Source organism: Brachyspira hampsonii (assembly GCF_002214805.1).
In the GTDB taxonomy this organism is placed as follows: Bacteria; Spirochaetota; Brachyspiria; order Brachyspirales; family Brachyspiraceae; genus Brachyspira; species Brachyspira hampsonii.
In genome coordinates this window covers 2,716,142-2,728,641 of record NZ_CP019914.1, presented here as the reverse complement: position 1 = coordinate 2,728,641, position 12,500 = coordinate 2,716,142, and the positions used below count along the sequence as shown (strand labels likewise).

General features: G+C 25.9%; 14 protein-coding genes. 5 read left to right on the top strand and 9 right to left on the bottom strand.

Going from position 1 to position 12,500, the window contains the following annotated elements:
* Positions 1-7: 7 nt before the first annotated feature.
* A complete protein-coding gene (locus BHAMNSH16_RS11995; protein ID WP_008727913.1) occupies positions 8-349 on the bottom strand; it encodes a DUF5674 family protein in 342 nt (113 codons plus the stop codon).
* 330 nt (positions 350-679) lie between these two features.
* Between BHAMNSH16_RS11995 and BHAMNSH16_RS11990 the strand changes: the two genes are divergently transcribed.
* From BHAMNSH16_RS11990 to csrA, 3 genes are read left to right on the top strand one after another with little or no spacing between them, the layout of a single operon-like run.
* Positions 680-1,933: a flagellar hook-associated protein 3 gene (locus tag BHAMNSH16_RS11990; RefSeq protein WP_008727914.1), complete on the top strand. Its 1,254-nt coding sequence runs from the start codon at positions 680-682 to the stop codon at positions 1,931-1,933.
* Between the two features lie 60 nt (positions 1,934-1,993).
* A complete protein-coding gene (gene fliW, locus BHAMNSH16_RS11985) occupies positions 1,994-2,470 on the top strand; it encodes a flagellar assembly protein FliW (RefSeq protein WP_008727915.1) in 477 nt (158 codons plus the stop codon).
* Position 2,471: 1 nt separating this feature from the next.
* Positions 2,472-2,720, top strand: coding sequence for a carbon storage regulator CsrA (gene csrA, locus BHAMNSH16_RS11980; protein ID WP_008727916.1), 249 nt, complete (start codon positions 2,472-2,474; stop codon positions 2,718-2,720).
* A gap of 90 nt (positions 2,721-2,810) precedes the next feature.
* On the opposite strand, the gene BHAMNSH16_RS11975 is transcribed toward csrA, so the two are convergent.
* Complete coding sequence (locus BHAMNSH16_RS11975) at positions 2,811-3,719, bottom strand: hypothetical protein (RefSeq protein WP_069731513.1); 909 nt, start codon at positions 3,717-3,719, stop codon at positions 2,811-2,813.
* A 190-nt stretch (positions 3,720-3,909) separates the two neighbouring features.
* Here BHAMNSH16_RS11975 and BHAMNSH16_RS11970 point away from each other — a divergent pair, with 190 nt between their 5' ends.
* The gene (locus tag BHAMNSH16_RS11970) at positions 3,910-4,995 is read left to right on the top strand and encodes a hypothetical protein (RefSeq protein WP_008728598.1); all 1,086 of its coding nucleotides are present in this window, start codon (positions 3,910-3,912) and stop codon (positions 4,993-4,995) included.
* A gap of 550 nt (positions 4,996-5,545) precedes the next feature.
* Positions 5,546-8,980: a DUF4132 domain-containing protein gene (locus BHAMNSH16_RS11965; RefSeq protein ID WP_069731512.1), complete on the top strand. Its 3,435-nt coding sequence runs from the start codon at positions 5,546-5,548 to the stop codon at positions 8,978-8,980.
* Between the two features lie 104 nt (positions 8,981-9,084).
* On the opposite strand, the gene BHAMNSH16_RS11960 is transcribed toward BHAMNSH16_RS11965, so the two are convergent.
* From BHAMNSH16_RS11960 to BHAMNSH16_RS11935, 7 genes are read right to left on the bottom strand one after another with little or no spacing between them, the layout of a single operon-like run.
* Complete coding sequence (locus BHAMNSH16_RS11960) at positions 9,085-9,432, bottom strand: hypothetical protein (protein WP_069731511.1); 348 nt, start codon at positions 9,430-9,432, stop codon at positions 9,085-9,087.
* Between the two features lie 29 nt (positions 9,433-9,461).
* The gene (locus BHAMNSH16_RS11955) at positions 9,462-9,890 is read right to left on the bottom strand and encodes a hypothetical protein (protein WP_069731510.1); all 429 of its coding nucleotides are present in this window, start codon (positions 9,888-9,890) and stop codon (positions 9,462-9,464) included.
* A gap of 11 nt (positions 9,891-9,901) precedes the next feature.
* Positions 9,902-10,351, bottom strand: coding sequence for an ankyrin repeat domain-containing protein (locus BHAMNSH16_RS11950; RefSeq protein ID WP_069731509.1), 450 nt, complete (start codon positions 10,349-10,351; stop codon positions 9,902-9,904).
* Positions 10,352-10,378: 27 nt separating this feature from the next.
* Positions 10,379-11,395, bottom strand: coding sequence for a tetratricopeptide repeat protein (locus BHAMNSH16_RS11945; protein WP_069731508.1), 1,017 nt, complete (start codon positions 11,393-11,395; stop codon positions 10,379-10,381).
* A gap of 26 nt (positions 11,396-11,421) precedes the next feature.
* Complete coding sequence (locus BHAMNSH16_RS14350; protein ID WP_164071383.1) at positions 11,422-11,586, bottom strand: hypothetical protein; 165 nt, start codon at positions 11,584-11,586, stop codon at positions 11,422-11,424.
* A 22-nt stretch (positions 11,587-11,608) separates the two neighbouring features.
* On the bottom strand, positions 11,609-11,938 hold the full coding sequence (locus BHAMNSH16_RS11940; RefSeq protein WP_008732235.1) for a YkvA family protein: 330 nt from the start codon (positions 11,936-11,938) through the stop codon (positions 11,609-11,611).
* A gap of 20 nt (positions 11,939-11,958) precedes the next feature.
* A complete protein-coding gene (locus tag BHAMNSH16_RS11935; protein WP_008732236.1) occupies positions 11,959-12,210 on the bottom strand; it encodes a hypothetical protein in 252 nt (83 codons plus the stop codon).
* Between the last annotated feature and the right edge of the window lie 290 nt (positions 12,211-12,500).

Here is a 12,500-nt window from a genome sequence, read left to right as displayed (position 1 = left end):
ATACCCATTACTTAATGATTAAATTATTTAATATTTCTATTATTTTATTTCTAATATTTTCATCTTCTACATATCTGCTTCTATTATTATCAGAAGGTCTTATATTAATTAAAGAATCAAACTCTATAAAATCTTCATCATCTAATTCAGGGTAAATATTAATACCCCATAAATTATGTTGTGAAGAACCATTTTCTATAAGTAAAGATTCTAAATCGCTATGAAGTTCTGCATCCAAAGCTAATTCATTTTTTTCTATATCAACGACACCCTTAACCATATCTGTAAAAAAATTTCCAAGCATATTTTTTATTTCTGCAGCTTCAATGCTTTCCTTTATAATTATCATAAAATATTAATACCCCATAAATATGTTTAATAAACATAATATTAACGGCAATATAATTTTTTTATAGAGAAATTTAATATGTGTATAAATATTTTTTATAATTTATATTCCGATAATAATGTATAGTTTTTATCATTAGTAATAATAAAATTTTAAATGCTAGGAAGCTAAAAATTGTAAGCGTATATAAAATTTATTTTCTATACTTTTTATGAATGCATAAACAATTTTTATTAATAATAGTAAGAAAAAATAATAAAAGAATTTTAGATTATTACGAGAATAGAAGCGATATAATAATCATTTCTATATTAAAACAGGAGATAAAAAATGAGAGTTACTGAACAAGCCCAATTAAATGGATCAGTTAGTGCAATAAGAAGAAATAAAATGGAAATGGGAGCTTCCAAAACAAGGCTTTCCACTGGTCAAAGGGTACAGTACCCTCACCAGAATGTTACAGCAACTATTAACTCTATCTATTACAGAACAAGAATGTCATCAGTAGACAGATATCAGAATAATATAGTTGACGGAAAAGAAAGATTGAGCGTAGCACATGATTCTATGTCAGCAATAACAGAAGCATTAAACAGAGCTAGAGATTTAGCAGTACAAGGTGCAAACAGTACATACGGTGCTGATGACAGAGCTAAAATGGCTATGGAAGTTGAGGAAATGATAGAGAGAATATATGATATATCCAAAACTCAAAGCAAGGGAGAGTTTATTTTCTCAGGTACTAGTATAAAAACTGCACCATTCAGAGCATTTTACGGATATGATGAAAAAGCAGGACGCTCTATAGTACAATCCGTTATGTATGAAGGAGATGGAAATGCCCAAAATAGAGAAATAGAAAATGGACAAGTTATTAATGTAGCAACTCCGGGTAATTATGCTTTTTGGGGAACTGATATGGAAATAATATCCACAACCGATGCATCAACTTATATTGCTGCTGAAGATCAGGATATTATGATAGATGATATGGTTATCAATATTAAGCAAGGCGATAATATTGAAGCTGTAGTACAGAGAATAAATGATGCTAATGGAAATGTAAGTGCCAGCATAGGAGATTTAAAAGGCGGAGAAAAAGTTATACAATTAAAAACAGGCTCTCCTCATAAAATACTTTTACAGGATTTAGCAGGAGGCACAGTTTTGCAGGATATAGGATTAGTAAGAGAAGGTTCTGCTAATAATCCGGAAAATAATTATGAGCCTAGTGCTTTAGTAACAGGAAAAAGTGTATTTGAAAGTTTAATATATTTAAGAGATGCTATGCTTAATGATGATGTAAGAGCTATAGGCAGTGAGGCTTTAGGTTATATAGACAGCTCTTTGGATAATGTATTAACAGTACAGGCTAATGCTTCTTCTAAAGTAACAAGACTTGATATGGGTTATACTAGCTTTGAAGATCAAAAACTTGCTATTCAAGAAGCTTTGGCTAAAAATGAAAATATAGATTATGCAGAAGAGATTATCAATTTTAATATGTGGGAATATGCTCATAATGCTTCTCTTCAAACAGCCGGAAGATTATTAGGCAGAACTCTTATGGACTATTTAAGATAATATAAAAAATAAAATGCTGACAATATAAAATATTTTTAATGTATAGAGGGAAATAATTTTATGCCGGAAATAGAATCTAGGATATTAGGAAAAATAGAAGTTTCAGATGATTCATTATACCATCTAAATGGTACTATATTAGCATTTGAGGACTATGATGAATTTTATCTTGTCAATATGGATGAGGAAGGAACTTTTAAAATTCTTCAGTCTAAAGACAATAAAAATGTATGTTTTATACTTATAGATCCGTTTTTAATATTTAAAAATTATGAACCTGATGTGCATGATGATGATATAAAATATTTAGGTATAGAAAATAATGAAGATTTATACCTGCTTACTATTGTCAGCATTCCAAATAGTGATTTTAAATCTATGAGTGCTAATTTAGTAGCTCCTGTAGTTTTTAATATAAAAAATCATAAAGCTAAACAATGTACTGTTTCAGGTGATAAATACACAACAAGACATTCCATTCTTTTAGAAGATAATGATTCTTCAGAAAATGCCAATACAGAAGAAAGGAGTTCATGACATGCTTGTACTTTCTAGGAAAATCAATCAAAGCATAGTAATAGGAGATAATATAGAAATAATGCTCGTAGATATACGAGGAGATCAAATAAAACTCGGTATTAATGCTCCTAAAAATGTAAAAATATTCAGAAAAGAAGTTTATGAGGAAATAGAAAGCCAAAACTTAGAGGCATCAAAAGAAGCTACTGCTGATAAATTGAATATTTTGAGTAATTTTGTTAAAAATAAATTTGGTAAAAAACAGTAATTAAATAATATTATTTTTCTTAAAATTCTTATAAAATCTAAACTTCATTATTTTTATTTTTAAAAAAGTAATAAATGACATAATAAGTCATCAGCTTGTAAATGGATTAATCAATCCGCCGTTTTTTATTAAATTAATTGGCGTTAAAATTATATAAGTTATCAAGAAATTAAATAATGATATTATAGCCGAAAATATTAATAGCATATTATATGTTTCTAAAATTCTATTAAAGAAATGATTTATAAAAATAGGAATATCAAATTTAAAAAATACTTTCATTATAATAAATATTGTATTTAGTATTAATGATAAAGCAAATATCACTATAATACCTTTTGAAGCATGCGAAATATCTGCTGGGCTTAACTCCATATGAGAAGCTATTGCTATTGATAAATATAAAAATATCCAAAAAGTAATATTTTTGAAAGCAGAATACTCTACCACATTTTTTATAATATTTATAAAAATATTATAAGTATATACAAAGATATTTGATATTGTATAGTAAAATATTGATAATATATCAGAATTAAATACTTGTTTATATTTTATAATAGGAATTTCAAAAATATTATTTTTTAATTCAGGAGCTAATAAAATAAATAATAAATAAACTATCAAAGTACCGATAATAATCGGCCCTACCCCTATAAAAAAATTACCCATTTGCTGATACCAGCTTCTTGAATCATAACTATGAAGAACATAACCTATAGTATCTGATTTCGTATTGAATAATTTAATATCATTAATTTTATGTTTGAATAATAAACAAAATAAGGCATGTGAAAGCTCATGTATAGGAGTACCTATCCAGCCTGTAATATAAACTTCTGTTTTAGAGCCTAATGTTTTAGCAAATATTCGCCTAGTAATAGAAGAAAGCACATATAAAATAAATCCGAATATTATAATGCTTCCGAATGATCTGAATAAATCTATTATAGTTTTAGTTAGTATAATAACTATAAAATAAAAAAAATCTTTTATCATTTTTAATTCCGTATATGAATTTATCGGAAGAAAATACCTTTTAATTTACTCTTAAGCTTATATAAAATATAAATAAAGTATGCACTTGAAAAAATAGAGTTTATACTATAAACTATTACGACGATTAAATTATTTACATTATTAGATAATATCTGTTTTGTATTATAGTATAATGATAAGTGGAGAAAAAATGAAAAAAATAATATTTATGATGCTATTAATATTAAACTCTTTTGCTTTTGCTATAGATGATATAGTAGATAAAGATAATATGCATAATTTAATAGAAGGAGTAACCTCAACAAGATTCGGATCAGATAGAATCAGCACCATATATGATTTTGCTCCGCTTATGAATCATAATACCCCTTTTAAGTTAGGAGTAGCAATATTAGATTTATCACATATAGTCGATAATAGTCATACAAACACTGACGGCAGCAGAAAATTAGCTTTTTTGCCTAAAGGTTTTGTAGGATTAAGCTACGGTATATTTGGATTCGGATATCAATTTAGTTTGTATAATAATCTTAATGATAAAAATAGTACAGTTGCACATAGCCATTCATTTTCTTTTGGTTTTGCTACAGAAAAATACCGATTATCATTACCTGTTTCTGTATCTGTAGGAGATTCTTCATATTATGGAGGAAAACTTTCTGTAAGTACAACGCCTAAATTCTCATTTATGTTTAGAGGCGGATTATTAGATGAATTTACAATGTCGCTCCATTACGGTATACAGCTTTCTACAGTTACGAATGATGTAGGCGGAACAAAAATAGCTCCTATGGTATTAGGAGGATCTTTATACGGCAGTATAATGCTTACAAGATTTGATAATTATCCTGTTCAAATAAGTCTTCCTGTAAAATTAGCTTTCTATTATGGTATAGGTGCTAGATGGGCTACTATAGATGCAGGATATGCTGAAGATGCCACACTTAATTATTTATATGATGATGTAGGAGGAAGATCTACTGACAGCATATATTTCTATATATTAATGCCGGCTAAATTTGAAGCTAAATTGGGGGCAATATATACTTATGTAATGCCTAGACTTATGTTTGAGGGTAAAATATATAAAGTGGATGGTGAATATAATTTGCATTATGGAGTTGAAGGAGAAATTCGAGTTACTTTAGTGGAAAATTTTACATTCGGTTTGACGGGCTATGCTGAAGGTCAGGGAATAATGAAAAAAAGTGCCGACTTTAATATATATAATGCATTCGGCGGAGGATTGGACATCTGGGGCATTTGGCGGTACTAATTAATTTATAAAAATTTAAATATAAAGCAATATACATATTATAAAGTATATTGCTTTTTTATATAAAACTTAATAATTTATAATGATTGCATATTAATATTTTATTTCCTCTTTTTTAAATAAACTATACTAATCAATTATGTTTTATGATATTTTTTTAATAATATATTAAAAAGTTATTGTATTTATCATACAATTTATTATATTATTAATAGATGATTGTGATAATTAACTACAATATTTAGTAATTATTTCACATAAAATATTAGAGTCAATTAATGGGTAAAAGGAGGTATATTATGACTAAATTATTTAATATTTTAAATAACGAATGTACTTTTCTTAGTGATGAAGACTACGGCTCATTAATAAGTGAATATTATGAAATAATAAGTAAATACATATAAGAATTATATTATTTGTTTCTCCTTAAAGCCTATGCATTTATTGCATGGGCTTTTTTATTATAATTAATCTTTTATAGTTATATATTGACAAATAAATAAAAATGTGTATACTATATATTAATATAGATTTCAGAGGTAAAATTATGAACTTAGAAGAAAAACTTGAAATGTACTATAAAAACTCGCCTATAGAAGATGATATAAAGAAATGCGAATCTGCAAATGATTTCAGCAAAATAAGGAAGAATTCTTATGATTATTTTTATTATAGAGATGAGTTTTTGAAAGATTATTTTACTATAGAAGATGAAGCATTAAAGAAAAGATATGAACATTTTGTTAAGATACTTCTTTACGGAAACGATAAAGAAGGAGAAGGCGGAACTAGATATGTTATTCTTGATTATATAGTCAATAAAGATTTTGAAAAGTCACTCAGATATATGGCTTACGGATATGAGAAAAGACATAAAGAGAATGTAAGAACTCTAAATGGTGAAGAATTAATATATACAGTTTTTGAAGATTTTAATAAATACTTCAGTAAAGAGTTTGAAGAATATACAGATAAATATATTGATATTATTAATAACAATGACAATAAAAAAATACTGCATAAAATGGGAAGAGATGCTGTAATACCATTGATTGCAATATGTTCTGTTATAAAAAATAATAAAGAATGCGATGAAAAATATATAAATGCGGCTATAAAATCATTTGATATTTTTCCAAATCTTTATGACACTTTAAATGTAATTGCTGCTCTTTTAGATAAAAACGAGGCTATAAAAAATAAATTTATAGAAGTATTAAATAACAATGAAGAATATATTATTGATATAAATATTGAAATTGGACAGTATTTAAGATTATTAGATTACAGCAATCCTTATAAAGCCAAAGATAAATTCCTCAAAGCAATAAATTATCCAAACTCTTTTATATTTATAGCAAAACATTTTGAAGATTATTTTCGTTATGAGTTCATTTATGGAGCAAGAGATTTATATTTAAACTATAGAGAAGATTTTTATAAAGTTTATAATTTAGTAGGAAATGATTTAAAAAATGATAGAAACAAAAGAATATTTATAGTGCTTAGCGGTGTTTTACTAGAGAATAATGATAATAAAATAGACACAAATAATTTAAAAAAGTCTATACCCGTATTTCAAACTATAGTTAATAAATTTACAGAAGATAATTCAGATAGATATAATAAAAGACCAGCATTTACCACTACAGAAAAAATAGAAGAAATATTTGATAAAGATAAAAATAAACTCTTTGATACGCTTATTGAATATTATACAGACAAAAAAAATACATACAATCTATACAGCAACAGATGGGATAGCCTTCCTGAATATAGTATTGAGACAGAACTTTATTATTTATACTCTCTATTTAATTATGATAGTGCAGAAATGAAAAACTATAAAAAGTTTGCTATTGATATTTTTAAATACTTACCAATTCAGTTAGCAGTAAGAAAATATATAGAAGTGCAGGCATCTATAGGAAAGAAAACTCTAAAAGAAGTTATTGATAGTTTATTAAATAATAAAGAATTGAATATTACATTAAAAGAAATTCTGCTTTCATACTATTTTGATTATGCAGGAGATTTTTCAAATTATTATTATGACTATGGCGGCAAATGCCTTCCTACATTATACAAAGAGCTTAGATGCGTAGATGAAAATAATAATGTTATTATAAACAGCGTAAAAGATGAATTGTTTAAAAGCTATTTTGATGAAGTGGTAAATATATTAAATGATGATAAGTTTATAAAAGATAATATAGCATCAAATAAAAATACAGCATTAGATATATTAAAGACTTTGTATAATAAATATAATTATGAAAATTATCATTTGATTTATACAGTTCTTGAAAATACAAAGAGAGCCGAAGTAAAAAGACATTGTATCAAAGTTATTTCTGATAATGAAGCTATTACAAGAGAATATGTCGAAAAGATGTCAGAGAAGGTAAGATCATCAGAACTTAAAGGGGCATTAAAAAATATTATTAAGAATTGGAATCTTAAAAAATACGGCAATAATTTCAAAAGTATTGATGAGGTTTTGGAGTTTATAGATACCTACTACAATACAAATTATGAAAAAAATATAAAATTCTTAGATGATGTTCATTTGACAAAAGTTTTATACAATAATGGAAAATTGGCTGATGAGAGAATATTTAAATATATTATTATGGAATATATGAACTTAATTGAGCCTGCCAGATTAAAAGACTGCGATATGCTTACTGAGATTCTTGATACCTCTTCATTTACTAATGCTTTAGAAATGTTGTATATTTATTGGAAAGATTCTAATTACGAAGCTAACAAAAAAAATATTTTAATACCTTATCTTTTATATTCTGATAATTCAAAGATAGATAAAGTTTATCCTCTTATAAAAGAGTTTGCTAAAGGTTCACGCACTGTTATGGGTGCATTTATTGTAAAATGTATCGCATTAAACGGAAAAAGCTATGCATTAATATTAGTAGACAGCCTCACAAGAAAAGCACCTACTGCTAAAATAAAAGAAGTGGCAATAGAAACTATGGAAAATGCTGCCTACTTACTTGATATGACAGCCGATGAGCTTTCAGACAGAATAATACCTAATTTCGGATTTGACAGAAAAGGCGAAAAAGTTTTAAGCTATGGAGGAGAGGCAAAAAGAACATTTACATTATCAATAAACAATGATCTTGAACTCACAATAACAGATAATGACAAACAAAAAATAATAAAATCGCTCCCAGCTCCTAACAGCAAAGATGACAAAACAGAAGCAGATAATGCCAAAAAAGAATGCTCTGCTCTCAAAAAAGAGATAAAAACTTTAATACAGAGTCAGAAAATAAGACTTCAGAAAGTATTATTAAACGGTAGAAAATGGACTTATGATAATTTCAAAACTGTATTTGTTGAAAACCCTATAATGAATCTATTTGCATTAAAACTTATATGGGGTGTTTATGATGAGAATAACAATTTAATAGAAAGTTTCAGATATATGGAAGACGGCACTTTTAATACTGTTGATGAAGAAGAGTACACTATCAAAGAAAATGCTTTAATAACTTTAGTACACCCTTCAGAATTAAGCTCTGACACTATAGCAAAATGGAAAAACCAATTATCAGACTATGAGATATCGCAGCCTATAGAACAGCTTGATTTTAAATATTCTGATATTAAAGAAAAAGATATAAGCGAAGATAAAATTACTTCTCTTAATTCCAAAAAAATAAAAGCAGGCGTATTGATGTCATTAGCAAATAAATACGACATGACTAGAGGCGAGACTATGGACGGCGGAAGTTTCTGCGAGTACATATTAAAAGATACTTATCTCAATATTGCTGTTCACATCTCATTTGACTATATGTATTTTGGAATGGACGCTAATGAAGATATTGAGTTTGGAGATATAGAGTTTTGCGAGATAAATGACGGTATTGAAACTCTAATTAATCCTCTAAAAGTAGAAAAAAGATTTGCTTCTTCAATTTACAGTATAGTAAAAAGCGTTTTTGGAGATTAATTTTTATTTATTATAATACACACTGTAAATAGATTAAAAATTTAAACATAGTTAATAATTCTGTTGATTATTAACTATATTTAAAAATAGACTATATAAAATTTTTAATTTTTTACAAAATATATTCTAATATCATTATCATTAATATATACGTATGTCATTCTAACATTAAATTTTTTACAATATTTTTTAGATAATTCTATAAATACAAAAGTATCACACCATTCACTAAATTCTTTATAAAAACTATCAATATATTCAATTTTTATGTAAAACCCAAAAAGACTGTTATTAATAGCTCCATTAAATAATTTTGAAAAATCTTCTATAAAAGAATTAGCACTATTATATTTTGTTAGATCTATAGAATATTGGGTATAACCTGTAGGATATTTAATATCAATGGCGAAAATATTTATATACATTACTAAAAATAAAATTAGTTTTTTCATTTTTTATCCTTAATTATTAATTTTCTACTTTATATATCAAAATCTTCTGAATATGGATAATCAATTATGTCTTCTAATTCTATATAAATAGTAATCCCAAATTCATCCATCATAATATTTTTGATATAATAAAATGTAGTACCTAATTCTATTTCCACACTAATGTTTTTTAAACAAAATTCAGTATATTTTATACATTCTTCATAAGCTTCAATATCTGATTCTCTAAAATCATGAGGTCTCAATGGATCCATAAAAATATGAATATAATAACTATAATACATTTTTGATTTCGCGTTAATTATAAAAGAACCTATTGTAAATAATACAGGATTATCAATTTCTTCATAATATTCTTTCTTTTTATCTGAATAATTAAAAGAATATTTAGGAATATTTTCTTGTCCAAAAATAGTAGAATTAAAAATTAGCAACAAAAATAATAAAATTTTTTTCATCTGTTAATCCTCTATTCTTTAGCACCTAATTCTTTAAGTTTTCTTATTTCATCTTTGTCAACATTCCATTCTATATATTTACCTAATATAGTTTTTCCTTCTTTATTTCTTATATTTATATCAGCATTATAATGGTATAATAAAATAATACATTCTATGGAAGCACATTCAAATAACGCAGTATCTCCATTATTATTTTTGTAGTTAGGATCAAATCCTTTTTTTAACAACATTTCTGCAAGTTTTAATAGATTCCACGCTACAGCTGAAAATAAAAGATTACTACCATCATAATCATCTTTTATTTCAAGTAATTCTTCAATAGTTTTTTTCTCTAAATAAGAATAGACTTGATCAACAAGATCCTCATTTTTAATATAAGAATCAAGTATTATATAAGATATTTCTTCAGTAAATAAGAAACTTGATATTAATAAAAATAATAAAATAATTTTTTTCATTTTTTGCTCCTAAATATAGTTATTATTTTAATATGGTATTATATATTTACCATTTTTATCTTTAAATTTTAATATTAACAAGAAAAATATATCTATAAGATAAAAAAATCCAAATACATAATAATTTGGTGTATTAAAAGAAACTATTAAAATTATTAAATATATTATGCCAGTAAATATTTTACCAGCATAAAACCTATGGAACGAAGGAAGTATTACAGCTAAAATTAAAGCAACCTTCCAGCTCTTTTTGGATATATTTCCGCTATCTTTTATAAAATTAAGTTTTTCTGTAATTTCTTTATTATCCTTATTATTTTCAAGTAGTTTATTATAAATATCTTTTGCTTCTTTAAATTGACAATTTTTATTATAAGAATTTCCAAGCCAAGCCAAATTCCAATCATTGTCAGGATTTAACTCTGTCGCTTTATTCAAACATCGTATAGCTTCTTCATAATTACCATTTAGATTATAAGAAGCACCTAACCAACTCCAATTAGTTTCATTATCAGGATTTAACTCTACAGCCTTGATTAAAAATTTTATAGCTTCATCATATTCTCCATTTCTACTATAAGAACATCCTAGCCAATACAAATTAACTTCATCATCATGGTTTAATTCATCAGCTTTCTGAAAATACTTTATGGCTTCTTCATATTCTTTATTATTATAATACGCTTTTCCTTGTTTTAATAACTCATCATAATCTTCTGGCAATGGATTTTCATCTTCATAATTTTCATCTTTATCTATATCTTGAACAGATAATATTTGTACATTTCTTACCCGTCCGTAAGCTCTTTCTAATCTCTCCAAAACATTTTCTTCTGAATTGGCTTTAATATTTTTAGTATCTGACTCCCATCTATAATAATTATTTACTCCTCCTCTAGTATAAAGTTCAAATTTAACATTATACTCTTTAGCATTTTCATTCAATTTATCATTAGCATTTGCTGCTTTATATGTTAAATTTTTAACAGTTTCTTTTACTACTACTTTTGCTACTACTTTTCCAAAATTACCTAATAATCCCATTTTAAAAATTTCCTTAAATTAATTTTTTATTTTACTAAAAATATATCATCAGAAAACCAATCAACTGAATACATAGTTCCCACTATTCCGCCTGCTTGCTGTGAATTATTTAATTCATTTAAAGATCTGCTAAGTTTATTATTTACACTAGTTAATTGATTATTGATATCATTAGATGTATTTTCATTCATAATATTATTACTCCATAAAAAATTATTTTGTTGCTACTTTAAAAACTAATACTGCTAGAAGAACTACTATAATAACTCCTATACCACCAACTATTAAAAGTCCCCATTTTAAAAATTTTACTATCCCTCTTAATGAACTATTAGCTTCTAAAACTCCATTCTGTATGCCGTTAAGTCCGCCTACAATCAGTAATAATGCATCCTCAAACCAGCCTACTATTGGTATGACATCAGGCACTAAATCTACAGGTGAAACCGTATATATTAATGCTAATATTAATGGTATCCAAGGTGCTATTCCAGATTGTGCAGGTTTGTTGGAATTATCATCATAGTTATTGTAATCGCTCATAAAAAACTCCTATTATTTTATTATAATGCTGGTGTATGTTTTCCATTGTTAATTCCATTAGGATGCCTTGGACAATTCTGAGAAGTTAATGAACTTAAAGAAGTTAATGAACTTCCGCAATATTTACAAATGTAACTAGATTTTTCGCTGCCCTCATAAAGTTTATGCTTTCCTTTATTAATACCATTTGGATGTCTTGGACAGTTTTGAGATAATAAAGAAGCTGCTGTAGAAAACTTAGAGCCGCAATATTCACAGTAAAAATTTGACATAGTATTCTCCTATTTTATTTTTTATTGCAATGCCGAAAGAGATGGCATTAATATATTTAAGTATTTCCGAAGATTGAAATAAATTTTTGATAGTTATTTGATAGAATGGGTTTATAAAGTTTAATAAGACATTAAATGCGATGCGATGCGATTAAACAACATAATTAAATAAACCTTATATTAGTATTTTCATTAATTAAGTATATAATATAATTAACATTTGTCAATATTTTATATCTTTATATAAAAATAAAAAGCACTTATTAAGTATTTTATTTATTGATACTCAC